This window comes from Flaviramulus sp., assembly GCF_982512915.1.
In genome coordinates this window covers 72,846-86,634 of the sequence record NZ_CEWOCJ010000008.1, presented here as the reverse complement: position 1 = coordinate 86,634, position 13,789 = coordinate 72,846, and the positions used below count along the sequence as shown (strand labels likewise).

23 protein-coding genes are annotated in these 13,789 nt (G+C 33.2%); 22 read left to right on the top strand and 1 reads right to left on the bottom strand.

From position 1 onward, the window contains the following. Positions 1–263: 263 nt before the first annotated feature. Positions 264–1,958 (bottom strand): POTRA domain-containing protein, encoded by a 1,695-nt coding sequence (locus AC1XJX_RS07620; RefSeq protein ID WP_482003374.1) that lies wholly within the window; start codon positions 1,956–1,958, stop codon positions 264–266. 180 nt (positions 1,959–2,138) lie between these two features. Here AC1XJX_RS07620 and rpsL point away from each other — a divergent pair, with 180 nt between their 5' ends. The 22 genes from rpsL to rpsE all read left to right on the top strand — a co-directional run bounded on the left by rpsL (position 2,139) and on the right by rpsE (position 13,778). Beyond that, positions 2,139–2,513, top strand: coding sequence for a 30S ribosomal protein S12 (gene rpsL, locus AC1XJX_RS07615; RefSeq protein WP_237231822.1), 375 nt, complete (start codon positions 2,139–2,141; stop codon positions 2,511–2,513). 20 nt (positions 2,514–2,533) lie between these two features. Then, positions 2,534–3,010, top strand: coding sequence for a 30S ribosomal protein S7 (rpsG, locus tag AC1XJX_RS07610; RefSeq protein ID WP_482003373.1), 477 nt, complete (start codon positions 2,534–2,536; stop codon positions 3,008–3,010). A gap of 6 nt (positions 3,011–3,016) precedes the next feature. After that, entirely contained in the window at positions 3,017–5,143 is a 2,127-nt protein-coding gene (gene fusA / locus AC1XJX_RS07605) for an elongation factor G (RefSeq protein WP_482003372.1), read from the top strand. A gap of 11 nt (positions 5,144–5,154) precedes the next feature. After that, complete coding sequence (gene rpsJ / locus AC1XJX_RS07600; protein WP_007650482.1) at positions 5,155–5,460, top strand: 30S ribosomal protein S10; 306 nt, start codon at positions 5,155–5,157, stop codon at positions 5,458–5,460. Positions 5,461–5,595: 135 nt separating this feature from the next. Further along, positions 5,596–6,213 carry a 50S ribosomal protein L3 gene (gene rplC / locus AC1XJX_RS07595; RefSeq protein WP_482003371.1) on the top strand — a complete coding sequence of 206 codons (618 nt, stop codon included), beginning with the start codon at positions 5,596–5,598 and terminating at the stop codon, positions 6,211–6,213. Continuing rightward, on the top strand, positions 6,213–6,842 hold the full coding sequence (gene rplD / locus AC1XJX_RS07590; RefSeq protein ID WP_482003370.1) for a 50S ribosomal protein L4: 630 nt from the start codon (positions 6,213–6,215) through the stop codon (positions 6,840–6,842). Before rplC ends, rplD begins: the two co-directional genes overlap by 1 nt. Before the next feature lie 5 nt (positions 6,843–6,847). After that, the gene (rplW, locus tag AC1XJX_RS07585) at positions 6,848–7,138 is read left to right on the top strand and encodes a 50S ribosomal protein L23 (protein WP_482003369.1); all 291 of its coding nucleotides are present in this window, start codon (positions 6,848–6,850) and stop codon (positions 7,136–7,138) included. A 10-nt stretch (positions 7,139–7,148) separates the two neighbouring features. Then, positions 7,149–7,976, top strand: a complete 828-nt coding sequence (gene rplB / locus AC1XJX_RS07580; RefSeq protein ID WP_482003368.1) for a 50S ribosomal protein L2 — start codon at positions 7,149–7,151, stop codon at positions 7,974–7,976. A gap of 3 nt (positions 7,977–7,979) precedes the next feature. After that, positions 7,980–8,258 (top strand): 30S ribosomal protein S19, encoded by a 279-nt coding sequence (rpsS, locus tag AC1XJX_RS07575; protein ID WP_482003367.1) that lies wholly within the window; start codon positions 7,980–7,982, stop codon positions 8,256–8,258. 6 nt (positions 8,259–8,264) lie between these two features. Continuing rightward, on the top strand, positions 8,265–8,672 hold the full coding sequence (rplV, locus tag AC1XJX_RS07570) for a 50S ribosomal protein L22 (protein ID WP_482003366.1): 408 nt from the start codon (positions 8,265–8,267) through the stop codon (positions 8,670–8,672). 9 nt (positions 8,673–8,681) lie between these two features. Then, complete coding sequence (gene rpsC / locus AC1XJX_RS07565; protein ID WP_482003365.1) at positions 8,682–9,413, top strand: 30S ribosomal protein S3; 732 nt, start codon at positions 8,682–8,684, stop codon at positions 9,411–9,413. Between the two features lie 21 nt (positions 9,414–9,434). Next, a complete protein-coding gene (gene rplP, locus AC1XJX_RS07560) occupies positions 9,435–9,854 on the top strand; it encodes a 50S ribosomal protein L16 (protein ID WP_482003364.1) in 420 nt (139 codons plus the stop codon). Between the two features lie 13 nt (positions 9,855–9,867). Continuing rightward, positions 9,868–10,059, top strand: a complete 192-nt coding sequence (gene rpmC / locus AC1XJX_RS07555) for a 50S ribosomal protein L29 (RefSeq protein WP_482003363.1) — start codon at positions 9,868–9,870, stop codon at positions 10,057–10,059. A 12-nt stretch (positions 10,060–10,071) separates the two neighbouring features. Next, a complete protein-coding gene (rpsQ, locus tag AC1XJX_RS07550; protein ID WP_054729566.1) occupies positions 10,072–10,329 on the top strand; it encodes a 30S ribosomal protein S17 in 258 nt (85 codons plus the stop codon). 2 nt (positions 10,330–10,331) lie between these two features. Further along, on the top strand, positions 10,332–10,700 hold the full coding sequence (gene rplN / locus AC1XJX_RS07545) for a 50S ribosomal protein L14 (RefSeq protein WP_237231812.1): 369 nt from the start codon (positions 10,332–10,334) through the stop codon (positions 10,698–10,700). 13 nt (positions 10,701–10,713) lie between these two features. Beyond that, on the top strand, positions 10,714–11,025 hold the full coding sequence (gene rplX / locus AC1XJX_RS07540) for a 50S ribosomal protein L24 (RefSeq protein ID WP_482003362.1): 312 nt from the start codon (positions 10,714–10,716) through the stop codon (positions 11,023–11,025). A gap of 2 nt (positions 11,026–11,027) precedes the next feature. After that, positions 11,028–11,579 carry a 50S ribosomal protein L5 gene (rplE, locus tag AC1XJX_RS07535; protein WP_482003361.1) on the top strand — a complete coding sequence of 184 codons (552 nt, stop codon included), beginning with the start codon at positions 11,028–11,030 and terminating at the stop codon, positions 11,577–11,579. A 3-nt stretch (positions 11,580–11,582) separates the two neighbouring features. Continuing rightward, on the top strand, positions 11,583–11,852 hold the full coding sequence (gene rpsN / locus AC1XJX_RS07530; protein ID WP_345275907.1) for a 30S ribosomal protein S14: 270 nt from the start codon (positions 11,583–11,585) through the stop codon (positions 11,850–11,852). A gap of 68 nt (positions 11,853–11,920) precedes the next feature. Then, positions 11,921–12,319, top strand: coding sequence for a 30S ribosomal protein S8 (gene rpsH, locus AC1XJX_RS07525; RefSeq protein ID WP_482003360.1), 399 nt, complete (start codon positions 11,921–11,923; stop codon positions 12,317–12,319). A gap of 18 nt (positions 12,320–12,337) precedes the next feature. Continuing rightward, positions 12,338–12,880 (top strand): 50S ribosomal protein L6, encoded by a 543-nt coding sequence (gene rplF / locus AC1XJX_RS07520; protein ID WP_482003359.1) that lies wholly within the window; start codon positions 12,338–12,340, stop codon positions 12,878–12,880. A 10-nt stretch (positions 12,881–12,890) separates the two neighbouring features. Further along, positions 12,891–13,247: a 50S ribosomal protein L18 gene (rplR, locus tag AC1XJX_RS07515; protein ID WP_482003358.1), complete on the top strand. Its 357-nt coding sequence runs from the start codon at positions 12,891–12,893 to the stop codon at positions 13,245–13,247. A 6-nt stretch (positions 13,248–13,253) separates the two neighbouring features. Then, on the top strand, positions 13,254–13,778 hold the full coding sequence (rpsE, locus tag AC1XJX_RS07510) for a 30S ribosomal protein S5 (RefSeq protein ID WP_482003357.1): 525 nt from the start codon (positions 13,254–13,256) through the stop codon (positions 13,776–13,778). The last annotated feature ends 11 nt before the right edge of the window (positions 13,779–13,789 follow it).

Here is a 13,789-nt window from a genome sequence, read left to right as displayed (position 1 = left end):
ATAATAAAAAGTTAATAAAACAATAAATAATGGTTAAAATTTGATATTTCAACTAAAATTTTAAGAAATCAGCAATAAACACCCTCTATTTTGAGGTCAAACTAAGATGTATTATTTAAATCATACATATAAAATTCGTTATTCTCAATTTGAGCCCCTTTATAATTTAGAAATAAACATATAATTTTTAATTTTATCTATTTATAATGCTATAAATGAATTATTTCCTTGATTTTAGATAGTTCTAGATTCTTTTTTAGATTTTAAAATTGAGTAGTTAAACTTAAATGAATCTTAGAATTTGATAGATTAAATTTTTGATTCTCTAATTTGCCGTTAGCATAATTAAATCTCAATAGCCCTGACTTAGTTAAAATACCAAAACCAAAACCATAACCAAATAGCTTTTCTTTAATACTTAAAATTTTGTTTTCAAAGTAAGCAGCATCAATAATTGAGTGTATGTAGATAGAATTATTTATTTGGAGGCGATATTCAGTATTTATTAAACCAAATAATGTGGAGAAAATACTATTTTCTTCAAATCCTCTAATAGAGTTAATTCCGCCAAATCTTAAGAGTTCGTTTTCAAAATAGGTGTTAGAAATTAATTTTGAACCATTCCCCCTGATATAAATACTGTTTTTTTGGTTCAAATTGAAAATCTTAAAAGCATCAATACTAAGAAGGGATTGTTTTTCTTTATTTGATATTGTTTTTCTATTTCCAAAATTAGTCTCAAAATATAATTTTGAATTTATTGGAAAAAGTAAGCTATAAGGTTGGGGGTTTGAAAATTGATAAGCTAATGTGAAATATTCTGAATTGTAGTCTTCGATTGGTAAATTTGAACCTGAATTAAGCAAATTGTTTGATTCTGTGGCGCTTATTCCAGCATACACTTTATTTAAAGCATTTAATTGATAATGTAATTTGGCAAATTGGTTAATTGTAGTAAATGTCGAATCTTTTTTAAAGATACGCAATAGTAAATCTAAACCGATAGGGGATTTTAATAAATAAGGTAGCGAAATATCGGTTTCAAATGTTTTTTGATCATTTTCATCGCTTTTGTAAAGTAATCTAAATGATTCTCCAAAATTTAAATTATTTGTAAGGTTTAAATTTAAATAACCATCAAATTCAAGTTTATTAGTTTCCTCGTTAGTGCCAAAACCTAAAAAACCATCAAAAGCATTACTTCTTGTTTTTTCAAGATATAAATATAAGGTTGTAGAGTCCTTTAAAAATAAAACCTCTGGGGGTTTTATTTCATTTGCAAAGTTTAAATTATTTAGTTGTTCAGTTTTGGTTCTAATTTTTTTTAAATCAAAATCTTGAGTTGGTTTGATTTTTAGAAAATATTTTAAATAGGCTTTTGGGAATTTCTCATAACCTTTAATAACAATATCACTAATTGTCCTTTTTTCTGAAGATGATTCCACATATAAATCCGCTTCTAAATTTGAATCGTCCTTAATTCTAATATTAGATAGACGTAATTTTGAAAACGGAAAACCTTTTTCAGTAATTTTAGAATTTATGTAGCTAAGTGTGTTTTCAATCTGAGTAAACTCTATTTTTATATAATCCCTGTATATATTATTAGAAATCAACTTTAAATTTAATTTATCAATCAGTTCTTTTTTGTAGTATATAAAAATAGTATTAAATTTTCTTTTCAATTTTACTTTTGAGATGAATATGGAATCGTTTAACTTTTTTATTTCTTCAAATTCATTTTCAATAAACCCTAATTTATATAGTTTTTTTTGAATTGTATTAACCTCAAGTTTCAGATATGTATAGTCTTTATGAGTTTTGTTATAATTTATTGAATCTATAATCAGAGTTTCAGCTTCACTATCTCCTTTAACTTTTAAGAATAAGTCTTGACAAAACACTTTTGTAGAAAAAAGTATGCTTATTACAAGTATTAATGAATGTATTTTTTTCACTTTAAATCAGACTTATAGAAGTTGTAAATCTAACGGAAAAAGAACATTTTTTGTATGTCTAAAAAAATAAATTTTGAAAACTCTTAAAAATTAATGAATTAGGGTTTGAATAATTAATTTTAATTTCTACCTTTGCAGCCCTCTTAAAAGAGGATTTTAAAATTTTATATATAAATATATATGCCAACAATTTCACAATTAGTAAGAATAGGAAGAGCCAAAATAACCAAGAAGAGTAAATCGGCCGCTTTAGATTCTTGTCCTCAAAGACGTGGTGTGTGTACTCGTGTTTATACAACAACACCTAAAAAACCTAACTCAGCAATGCGTAAGGTAGCAAGGGTTCGTTTAACAAACGGTAACGAGGTTAATGCATACATCGGTGGTGAAGGACATAATCTACAAGAGCACTCGATAGTATTGGTTAGAGGTGGAAGGGTAAAAGATTTGCCAGGAGTTAGATATCACATTGTTCGTGGTGCTTTAGACACAGCAGGTGTTGCAGGTAGAACACAACGTAGATCTAAGTATGGTGCAAAACGCCCTAAAAAGTAATTAAACTTTAAGAAGAAGACATGAGAAAAAGAGCAGCAAAAAAGAGACCGCTTTTACCAGATCCACGTTTTAACGACCAGTTAGTAACTCGTTTCGTTAATATGATGATGTGGGATGGAAAAAAATCGGTAGCTTTTAAAGTATTCTATGATGCAATTGATATTGTAGAATCGAAAAAAACTGACGAAGAAAAATCAGCCTTAGACATTTGGAAAGATGCTTTATCAAATGTGATGCCTCACGTAGAAGTACGTAGTCGTCGTGTTGGAGGTGCTACATTCCAAATACCAATGCAAATTCGTCCTGATAGAAAAGTTTCAACGGCAATGAAATGGTTAATTAGCTATTCACGCAAAAGAAATGAAAAATCTATGGCATTACGTTTAGCTTCAGAAGTTTTAGCGGCAGCTAAAGAAGAAGGAGCAGCTGTTAAGAAAAGAGTTGATACTCATAAGATGGCAGAAGCAAATAAAGCATTCTCTCACTTTAGATTTTAATAGGAAATGGCAAGAGATTTAAAATATACAAGAAACATAGGTATTGCTGCACACATTGATGCAGGAAAAACTACTACTACAGAACGTATTCTTTATTATACAGGAGTTTCTCACAAAATTGGAGAAGTACATGATGGCGCTGCTACAATGGACTGGATGGAACAAGAGCAAGAGCGTGGTATTACAATTACATCTGCTGCGACTACTTGTACCTGGAATTTCCCTTTAGACAATGGTAACCCAACGGATGAAACTAAAGGATATCATTTCAATATCATAGATACTCCAGGTCACGTAGATTTTACTGTTGAAGTAAATCGTTCATTACGTGTACTAGATGGTTTGGTGTTTTTATTTAGTGCAGTTGATGGTGTTGAACCACAATCTGAAACTAACTGGAGATTGGCAGACAACTATAAAGTACCTCGTATTGGTTTTGTTAATAAAATGGACCGTCAAGGTGCTAATTTTATGGCTGTATGTCAACAAGTTAAAGATATGTTGAAATCAAATGCGGTGCCAATCGTATTAAACATTGGAGACGAAATTGATTTTAAAGGGATTGTTGATTTAGTAAAAAATAGAGCTATAGTTTGGCATGATGAAACTCAAGGAGCAACTTTTGATGTTATTGAGATTCCTGAAGAGCTTAAAGCTGAAGCAAAAAAATATAGAGCGTTGTTAATTGAGGAAGTAGCAACTTATGATGAGAACTTATTAGAAAAATTCATGGAAGATGAAGATTCTATTACAGAAGAAGAAGTGCACGCTGCGCTTAGAGCTGCTGTAATGGATATGGCTATCATTCCTATGATTTGTGGTTCTTCATTTAAAAATAAAGGTGTTCAATTCTTATTAGATGCTGTTTGTCGTTATTTGCCTTCGCCTCTTGATAAAGAAGGTATTATTGGAATTAATCCAGATACTGAAAAAGAAGAAATACGTAAACCAGATGCAAAAGAACCTTTTGCAGCTTTAGCATTCAAAATTGCAACAGATCCTTTTGTTGGTCGTTTAGCATTTTTTCGTGCCTATTCTGGTCGTTTAGATGCGGGTTCTTACATCTTGAATAACCGTTCAGGTAAGAAAGAGCGTATATCTCGTATTTACCAAATGCATTCAAATAAACAAAATCCCATTGATTTTATTGAAGCAGGAGATATTGGAGCTGCTGTAGGATTCAAAGATATTAAGACAGGTGATACCATGTCTGATGAAAAACATCCTATTGTTTTAGAATCTATGAATTTCCCTGATCCAGTAATTGGTATTGCTGTTGAGCCTAAGACTAAGGCAGATGTTGATAAATTAGGGATGGCTTTATCTAAATTAGCCGAAGAAGATCCTACATTTACTGTAAGAACTGACGAAGCTTCAGGACAGACTATTATATCTGGAATGGGTGAGTTACACTTAGACATTATTGTTGATCGTTTACGTCGTGAGTTTAAAGTTGAAGTGAATCAAGGTGCTCCTCAAGTTGAATATAAAGAAGCTATTACTCGTAAAGCAGATCATAGAGAAGTTTATAAGAAACAATCTGGTGGTCGTGGTAAGTTTGCTGATATTGTATTTACATTAGAACCTGCTGAAGAAGGAAAAGTTGGTTTAGAATTTATCTCAGCAATTAAAGGAGGTAATGTTCCTAAAGAATTTATACCATCTATTGAGAAAGGTTTTAGAATTGCCATGCAAAATGGACCTTTAGCTGGTTACGAAGTTGATGCTATGAAAGTAACTTTAACAGATGGATCATACCATGATGTGGATTCTGATGCATTATCATTCGAATTAGCCGCTAAAATTGGATTTAAAAACTCTGCAAAAGCTGCCAAAGCAGTAATCATGGAGCCTATTATGAAACTTGAGGTAATTACACCTGAAGAAAATATGGGTGACATTGTTGGAGATTTAAATAGAAGAAGAGGTCAAGTTAGTGATATGGGCGATAGAGCTGGTGCAAAAACTGTAAAAGCTACTGTGCCATTATCTGAAATGTTTGGTTATGTAACAACATTAAGAACATTATCATCAGGTCGTGCAACGTCAACAATGGAATTTTCACATTATGCTGAAACACCTTCAAATATATCTGAAGAGGTTATTAAAGCAGCTAAAGGTGTTGAAGCTTAAAATCTAAGAAAATGAGTCAGAAAATCAGAATAAAATTAAAATCTTACGATCATAATTTAGTAGACAAGTCTGCTGATAAGATTGTGAAAACAGTAAAAAGCACAGGAGCTGTTGTAACTGGTCCAATTCCATTACCAACTCATAAGAAAATTTTCACTGTATTACGTTCTCCACACGTAAACAAGAAATCAAGAGAACAATTTCAATTAAGCTCTTACAAAAGATTATTGGATATTTACTCTTCGTCATCGAAAACTATTGATGCGTTAATGAAACTTGAATTACCAAGTGGTGTAGAAGTAGAGATTAAAGTATAATTACATCTCGGTTTATAACCGGAATTACATGTCCCAACGATGCGGTCGCGGGAAAAACGGAAAAATACATTTCAGGGACGAAAGGTATTTTGTCCCTGAAATATTTTAAATAAATAATAAATTAAATAAATAATTATGTCTGGGTTAATTGGAAAAAAAATCGGTATGACCAGCATTTTCGATGAAAAAGGAAAAAATATTCCTTGTACTGTAATCGAAGCTGGACCATGTATCGTTACCCAAGTCAGAACTGAAGAGGTTGACGGTTATAAAGCTGTTCAATTAGGTTTCGATGACGCGACAGAAAAAAGTGCTACTAAAGCTGACTTAGGTCATGCTAAAAAAGCAGGAACTTCTGTAAAACGCAAAATCGTAGAATTCAAAGGTTTTGATAAGGAGTACAAATTAGGTGATGCTATCACTGTAGAACACTTTGCTGAAGGAGAGTTTGTTGATATCTCTGGAATTTCAAAAGGTAAAGGATTTCAAGGGGTTGTAAAACGCCATGGATTTGGTGGTGTGGGTCAAGCTACTCACGGTCAACATAATCGTTTAAGAGCACCAGGATCTATTGGTGCAGCTTCATATCCTGCTAGAGTTTTCAAAGGAATGAAAATGGCTGGTAGAATGGGTGGTGACTCAGTAAAAGTTGAAAATTTAAGAGTTTTAAAAGTAGTAGCAGATAAAAATCTACTTGTTGTTAAAGGGTGTGTACCCGGACACAAAAATTCTTATGTAATTATTAGAAAATAATGAAAGTAGCAGTTTTAGATATAAACGGAAAAGATACAGGTAGAAAGGCAGACCTTTCTAAAGATGTATTTGCTATTGAGCCTAATAATCATGCAGTATATTTGGATGTTAAACAATATTTAGCAAACCAACGTCAAGGTACTCACAAATCGAAAGAAAGAGCTGAGATATCTGGAAGTACTCGTAAAATTAAAAAGCAAAAAGGAACTGGTACTGCAAGAGCAGGAAGTATTAAGTCTGGAGTATTTAAAGGTGGAGGTCGAATGTTCGGTCCTAGACCAAGAAATTATAGTTTCAAACTTAATAAAAATGTGAAGCGATTAGCTCGAAAATCAGCTTTAAGTATTAAAGCAGGTGAGCAATCAATAACGGTATTAGAAGACTTTAATTTTGACTCAATAAAGACTAAGAATTTTACAGCAGTTTTAAAGGCTCTAAACCTTGAAAACAAAAAATCTTTATTTGTGTTGGGTGGGTCAAATAATAATGTATATTTGTCATCGCGCAATTTGAAAGGCTCTGAAGTTATAACTTCTTCAGAATTAAGCACATACAAGATTCTAAACGCTAATCAGTTAGTGCTTTTAGAAGGTGCTTTAGAAGGAATTGAAACAAATTTAAGTAAATAGAGGCAATGAATATCTTAATTAAACCTATAATCACAGAGAAAGCGACAGCTGATAGCGAGTTAAGAAACTGCTATACATTCGCAGTGAATACTAAGGCGAACAAGGTAGAAATAAAAAAAGCGGTTGAAGCTGCTTATGGTGTTTCTGTTGAAAAAGTTCGTACTATAAATGTCCGTCCAGATAGAAGAACCCGTTATACAAAAACAGGTATTCAACATGGTAAAACAAATGCTGTTAAAAAAGCAATTGTACAACTGGCGGAAGGTGAAATGATTGATTTATACAGTAACATGTAATTAAAGACTAATGTCAGTAAGAAAATTAAAACCAATCACACCAGGACAGCGATTTAGAGTAGTAAATGGATTTGACGCTATTACTACTGATAAGCCGGAGAAAAGTTTATTAGCTCCGAATAAAAGGTCTGGTGGTAGAAACAGTCAAGGAAAAATGACCATGCGCTATATTGGTGGTGGTCATAAAAGAAAGTATCGTATTATCGATTTTAAACGTAACAAAACTGGAATTCCAGCTGAAGTTAAGTCTATTGAATATGATCCAAACAGAACAGCTTTTATTGCCTTATTGAACTATCAAGATGGTGAGAAAAGATATGTTATAGCTCAAAATGGCTTACAAGTAGGGCAAAATGTGTTGTCTGGATCAGAAGGTGTTGCTCCCGAAATAGGGAATGCTATGCCACTAAGTCAAATTCCTTTAGGAACTATTATCTCATGTGTAGAGTTACGTCCAGGGCAAGGAGCTGTTATGGCTCGTAGTGCTGGTGCTTTTGCTCAATTAATGGCTAGAGATGGTAAGTTTGCTACTATAAAATTACCATCAGGTGAAACCAGATTAGTTTTAGTTACTTGTATGGCAACTATAGGAGTTGTGTCTAACTCAGATCATCAATTATTAGTTTCAGGTAAAGCTGGTAGAACTAGATGGTTGGGAAGAAGGCCTCGTACAAGACCAGTAGTAATGAATCCAGTTGATCACCCAATGGGTGGTGGTGAAGGTAGAGCTTCAGGTGGACATCCTCGTTCTAGAAATGGCATTCCAGCTAAAGGTTACAGAACCCGTTCTAAAAAGAATGCAAGTAATAAATATATTGTAGAACGTAGAAAGAAATAAGACATGGCAAGATCATTAAAAAAAGGACCTTACGTTCATTATAAATTAGAAATGAAAGTAGCTGCAAATGTAGAATCTAACAAAAAAACTGTAATTAAAACTTGGTCCAGAGCAAGTATGATTACTCCTGATTTTGTTGGTCAAACAATAGCAGTACATAATGGCCGTCAATTTGTTCCAGTTTACGTAACTGAGAATATGGTAGGTCATAAATTAGGAGAATTTTCACCAACACGTTCATTCCGTGGACATGCAGGTGCTAAAAACAAAGGTAAAAAGTAGTAAGCTATGGGAAGTCGTAAAAAACAAATGGCAGACGCTATTAAGGAAGGGAATAAGCTAGTAGCTTTTGCTAAACTTAATAATTGTCCTACATCACCAAGAAAAATGCGTTTAGTAGCTGATTTAGTAAGAGGCGAAAAAGTAGAACATGCACTTAATATTTTAAAATTCAACCAAAAAGAAGCTTCAGGTAAATTAGAAAAATTGTTATTATCAGCTATAGCTAATTGGCAATCTAAAAATGAGGAGGCTAACATTGAGGAAGCAGAATTAATTGTTAAAGAGATTAGAGTAGATGGAGGTTCGATGTTAAAAAGATTACGTCCAGCTCCTCAAGGTCGTGCACACAGAATAAGAAAACGTTCTAACCACGTTACAATAGTAGTTGGAGCTAACAATAACACACAAAGCTAAGATAGAAGTATGGGACAAAAAACAAATCCAATCGGAAATCGCTTAGGTATTATCAGAGGATGGGAATCTAACTGGTATGGAGGTAATGATTATGGAGATAAACTTGCTGAAGACGATAAGATTAGAAAATACGTACATGTACGTTTAGCTAAAGCTAGTGTAAGTAGAGTAATTATAGAAAGAACTCTTAAACTTGTAACCGTTACTATCACTACAGCTCGTCCAGGCATCATTATTGGAAAAGCTGGTCAAGAGGTAGACAAGTTAAAAGAAGAGCTTAAGAAAATTACTGGAAAAGAAGTTCAGATTAACATCTTTGAAATTAAGAGACCTGAACTGGATGCATTTTTAGTAGGATCTAGTATCGCTCGTCAAATTGAAAATAGAATTTCATACAGACGTGCTATTAAAATGGCGATCGCTGCTACAATGCGTATGAATGCTGAAGGAATTAAAGTTCAAATTAGTGGACGTTTAAATGGTGCTGAAATGGCTCGTTCTGAACACTACAAAGAAGGACGTATTCCTTTATCAACCTTTAGAGCCGATATTGATTATGCTTTAGTTGAGGCACACACTACTTATGGTAGATTGGGTGTTAAAGTATGGATTATGAAAGGTGAAGTATATGGTAAAAGAGAACTTTCTCCACTTGTTGGTTTATCTAAGAAGCAAGGAAAAGGTGGAACAGGAGCAGGAGCAAGAGGGGGAAACAAATCAAATCCTCGTCGTAGAAAGTAATTTTTTATAAAGTAAAGAAAAATGTTACAGCCTAAAAGAACAAAATTTCGTAAACAACAAAAAGGTCGTATGAAAGGGATCTCTCAAAGAGGTCATCAACTTTCAAACGGTACTTTTGGAATAAAAGTGTTAGATTCAACCTTTTTGACATCTCGTCAAATTGAAGCAGCACGTATTGCCGCAACACGTTACATGAAAAGAGAAGGACAACTTTGGATTAAAGTATTTCCAGATAAGCCTATTACTAAAAAACCTCTTGAAGTGCGTATGGGTAAAGGTAAAGGTGCCGTTGAATACTGGGTTGCAGTATGTAAACCAGGTAGAGTGATTTTTGAAATCGGGGGAGTTTCTCTAGATATAGCGAAAGAAGCATTACGCTTAGCAGCTCAAAAATTACCTGTAAAAACTAAGTTTTTAATCGCTAGAGATTACGAAGCATAATTTATTTGATATTATGAAACAATCAGAAATTAAAGAATTATCTGTAGCTGAGTTACAAGAGAAACTTGGTGAGACAAAAAAGAGTTATTCAGACCTAAAATTGGCTCATGCAATATCTCCTTTAGAAAATCCAATTCAATTACGTTCTATGAGAAGAGCTGTAGCTAGAATTGCGACTGAATTAACTAAAAGAGAATTACAATAATTCTGCTGAAAGATGGAAACAAGAAATTTAAGAAAAGAACGTATAGGAGTTGTTACTAGTAACAAAATGCAGAAATCGATTGTGGTTTCTGAAGTTAAAAAGGTAAAACACCCTATGTATGGTAAATTCGTGTTAAAAACAAAAAAATATGTTGCACACGACGAAACAAACGATTGTAACATTGGAGATACTGTAAAGATCATGGAAACAAGACCTTTAAGCAAATCTAAATGTTGGAGATTAGTTGAAATAATTGAAAGAGCTAAATAATTATGTTACAGCAAGAATCAAGATTAAAAGTAGCAGATAACACTGGAGCAAAGGAAGTTTTAACTATCCGTGTTCTAGGTGGTACTAAAAGAAGATACGCTTCTGTAGGAGACAAAATTGTTGTTTCAGTTAAGGATGCAACCCCAAATGGTAACATTAAAAAGGGTGCAGTTTCAACTGCAGTTGTTGTACGTACAACAAAAGAAGTAAGAAGACCAGACGGATCTTATATAAGATTTGATGATAATGCTTGTGTACTTTTAAATCCTCAAGGGGAAATGAGAGGTACTCGTGTATTTGGTCCTGTTGCTAGAGAACTTCGTGATAAACAATTCATGAAGATTGTATCATTAGCACCAGAAGTGCTTTAATACATTATTTAAGATGACAAAGCTTAAAATAAAAACTGGAGATACTGTTAAAGTAATAGCTGGAGATCATAAAGGATCTGAAGGTAAAGTGCAGAAAGTATTAATAGACAAGAACAAAGCCATTGTTGAGGGTGTGAATTTAGTAAAAAAGCATACTAAGCCAAGTGCACAAAATCCTCAAGGCGGTATCGTAGAAAAAGAAGCTGCTATTCATATTTCTAATTTATCATTGTTAACTTCAAAAGGGGAAACAACAAGGATTGGATACAGAATGGAAGGCGATAATAAAGTAAGATTTTCTAAAAAATCTAATGAAGTAATATAGTTATGGCATATTCACCTAGACTCAAAGAAGAGTATAAAAGCAGAGTAATTGCAGCTCTTACAGACGAATTTGGATATAAGAATGTAATGCAAGTTCCAAAATTACAAAAGATAGTTATATCTAAAGGAGTTGGAGCAGCTGTTGCAGACAAAAAGTTAATCGACTACGCTGTAGAAGAATTATCTACTATATCTGGACAAAAAGCTATAGCAACAATATCTAAAAAAGATGTTGCATCTTTCAAATTACGTAAAGGAATGCCAATCGGGGCAAAAGTTACCCTTCGTGGAGAAAGAATGTATGAGTTTTTAGATCGTTTAGTAACTTCAGCACTTCCACGTGTAAGAGATTTTAACGGAATTAAAGCTTCAGGTTTTGATGGTCGTGGTAACTATAACTTAGGTATCACTGAGCAAATTATATTTCCAGAAATTAATATTGATAAAGTTAATAAGATTTCAGGTATGGATATTTCATTTGTAACATCTGCCGAGACTGATAAAGAAGCAAAATCATTATTAACCGAATTAGGATTACCTTTTCAAAAGAACTAAGATATGGCTAAAGAATCAATGAAAGCCCGTGAGGTAAAAAGAGCTAAAACAGTAGCAAAATATGCTGAGAAACGTAAAGCTTTAAAAGAAGCTGGAGATTACGAAGCATTACAAAAGTTACCAAAAAATGCTTCTCCAATTCGTGTGCACAATAGATGTAAATTAACTGGAAGACCGAGGGGATACATGAGAACTTTTGGTATTTCTCGTGTAACGTTTAGAGAAATGGCTAATCAAGGCCTTATACCCGGGGTTAGAAAAGCTAGTTGGTAATATTATTTAAATAATCAGATTTTAGGTTCGAAATAGTTCGAAAACCAAAATCACAAAATCAATTCATTATGTATTCAGATCCAATTGCGGATTATTTGACAAGAATTAGAAATGCAGTGCGTGCTAACCACAGAGTGGTTGATATACCAGCTTCTAATTTGAAAAAAGACATTACTAAAATATTATTCGAACAAGGATATATTTTAAGTTATAAATTTGATGACTCATCTGTACAAGGAACAATAAAAATTGCTCTTAAGTACAATAAAGAGACAAAAGAACCAGTAATTAAAAAACTTCAAAGAATCAGTAAACCAGGACTTCGTAAGTATGCAGGTGCTGATGAATTACCTAGAATTCTTAATGGTCTTGGTATTGCTATTGTTTCAACTTCTCACGGAGTTATGACAGGTAAACAAGCAAAAAGGGATAATGTAGGTGGTGAAGTTTTATGTTATGTTTACTAATTTTAAAACCAGAAAGAAATGTCAAGAATAGGAAATAATCCAGTAGCCATTCCAGAAGGTGTAACAGTTGACGTTAAAGATAACGTTGTAACAGTAAAAGGAAAATTAGGAGAGTTAAAACAATATTACGATTCTATTGAAATAAAAGTTGAAGATAGTAGCGTTTGGGTTACTCGTTCTTCAGATACTAAAGATCAAAAAGCTAAACATGGCTTATATAGATCTTTAATGAATAATATGATTGCAGGTGTTTCTCAAGGATGGACTAAGCAATTAGAATTGGTAGGTGTAGGTTATAGAGCATCGAATCAAGGACAAAAATTGGATTTAGCTCTAGGGTTTTCGCACAACATAGTTTTAGAAGTTGCTCCAGAGGTAGTAGTTGAAACTATATCAGAAAAAGGTAAAAATCCAATTGTTAAATTAACATCATTCGATAAACAACTTGTTGGTCAAGTAGCAGCAAAAATTCGTGGCTTTAGACCACCAGAACCTTACAAAGGTAAAGGTATTAAGTTTGTTGGTGAAGTATTAAGAAGAAAAGCAGGTAAATCAGCTTAATAATTAAGTTATGGCATTGACAAAGAACGAAAGAAGACTAAGGATTAAAAACAGAATCCGTAAGGTAGTCTCTGGTACAGAGGCTAGACCTAGATTAGCTGTTTACAGAAGTAACAAAGAAATCTATGCTCAAATAGTTGATGATGTAACTGGTGTAACAATCAGTTCGGCATCTTCAAGAGATAAAGTTATTAATGCTGCTAAAGCAACTAAAGTTGAAACTGCTAAGCTAGTAGGTAAGACGCTTGCTGAAAAAGCTTTAAAAGCTGGTATAGAAACTATCGCTTTTGATAGAGGTGGTTATTTATATCATGGTAGAGTAAAATCACTAGCTGAAGGAGCTAGAGAGGCAGGACTTAAATTCTAAGAAATTATGTTTCAAAAATATAAAAGTGCAGAGTTAGTAAAACCAGTTGGATTAGATCTTAAAGATCGTTTAGTTGGTGTACAAAGAGTTACAAAAGTAACTAAAGGTGGTAGAGCATTTGGCTTTTCAGCAATTGTTGTAGTTGGTGATGAAGCTGGCGTCGTAGGTCAAGGTTTAGGAAAATCTAAAGATGTAGCTAGTGCAATTGCCAAAGCAGTTGAAGATGCTAAGAAAAATCTAGTTAGAATTCCTATTCTTAAAGGAACCTTACCACATGAGCAAAAAGGTAAATACGGTGGCGCTAGAGTAAATATTATTCCTGCGGCTCCTGGTACAGGTGTTATTGCTGGTGGTGCAGTAAGAACTGTTTTAGAAGCAGTTGGTGTTCACGATGTATTATCTAAATCTCAAGGATCATCAAATCCACACAACGTAGTTAAAGCAACATTTGATGCCTTATTGCAATTAAGAGATGCTAATACTATAGCTAGAGATAGAGGTATTTCACTTGAACAAGTTTTTAACGCTTAATAAAGGACAGA

Bases quoted from the DNA above. Each gene is read 5' to 3' on its own strand.
- rpsL (WP_237231822.1), top strand. From the start codon at position 2,139: ATGCCAACAATTTCACAATTAGTAAGAATAGGAAGAGCCAAAATAACC.
- rpsG (WP_482003373.1), top strand. From the start codon at position 2,534: ATGAGAAAAAGAGCAGCAAAAAAGAGACCGCTTTTACCAGATCCACGT.
- fusA (WP_482003372.1), top strand. From the start codon at position 3,017: ATGGCAAGAGATTTAAAATATACAAGAAACATAGGTATTGCTGCACAC.
- rpsJ (WP_007650482.1), top strand. From the start codon at position 5,155: ATGAGTCAGAAAATCAGAATAAAATTAAAATCTTACGATCATAATTTA.
- rplC (WP_482003371.1), top strand. From the start codon at position 5,596: ATGTCTGGGTTAATTGGAAAAAAAATCGGTATGACCAGCATTTTCGAT.
- rplD (WP_482003370.1), top strand. From the start codon at position 6,213: ATGAAAGTAGCAGTTTTAGATATAAACGGAAAAGATACAGGTAGAAAG.
- rplW (WP_482003369.1), top strand. From the start codon at position 6,848: ATGAATATCTTAATTAAACCTATAATCACAGAGAAAGCGACAGCTGAT.
- rplB (WP_482003368.1), top strand. From the start codon at position 7,149: ATGTCAGTAAGAAAATTAAAACCAATCACACCAGGACAGCGATTTAGA.
- rpsS (WP_482003367.1), top strand. From the start codon at position 7,980: ATGGCAAGATCATTAAAAAAAGGACCTTACGTTCATTATAAATTAGAA.
- rplV (WP_482003366.1), top strand. From the start codon at position 8,265: ATGGGAAGTCGTAAAAAACAAATGGCAGACGCTATTAAGGAAGGGAAT.
- rpsC (WP_482003365.1), top strand. From the start codon at position 8,682: ATGGGACAAAAAACAAATCCAATCGGAAATCGCTTAGGTATTATCAGA.
- rplP (WP_482003364.1), top strand. From the start codon at position 9,435: ATGTTACAGCCTAAAAGAACAAAATTTCGTAAACAACAAAAAGGTCGT.
- rpmC (WP_482003363.1), top strand. From the start codon at position 9,868: ATGAAACAATCAGAAATTAAAGAATTATCTGTAGCTGAGTTACAAGAG.
- rpsQ (WP_054729566.1), top strand. From the start codon at position 10,072: ATGGAAACAAGAAATTTAAGAAAAGAACGTATAGGAGTTGTTACTAGT.
- rplN (WP_237231812.1), top strand. From the start codon at position 10,332: ATGTTACAGCAAGAATCAAGATTAAAAGTAGCAGATAACACTGGAGCA.
- rplX (WP_482003362.1), top strand. From the start codon at position 10,714: ATGACAAAGCTTAAAATAAAAACTGGAGATACTGTTAAAGTAATAGCT.
- rplE (WP_482003361.1), top strand. From the start codon at position 11,028: ATGGCATATTCACCTAGACTCAAAGAAGAGTATAAAAGCAGAGTAATT.
- rpsN (WP_345275907.1), top strand. From the start codon at position 11,583: ATGGCTAAAGAATCAATGAAAGCCCGTGAGGTAAAAAGAGCTAAAACA.
- rpsH (WP_482003360.1), top strand. From the start codon at position 11,921: ATGTATTCAGATCCAATTGCGGATTATTTGACAAGAATTAGAAATGCA.
- rplF (WP_482003359.1), top strand. From the start codon at position 12,338: ATGTCAAGAATAGGAAATAATCCAGTAGCCATTCCAGAAGGTGTAACA.
- rplR (WP_482003358.1), top strand. From the start codon at position 12,891: ATGGCATTGACAAAGAACGAAAGAAGACTAAGGATTAAAAACAGAATC.
- rpsE (WP_482003357.1), top strand. From the start codon at position 13,254: ATGTTTCAAAAATATAAAAGTGCAGAGTTAGTAAAACCAGTTGGATTA.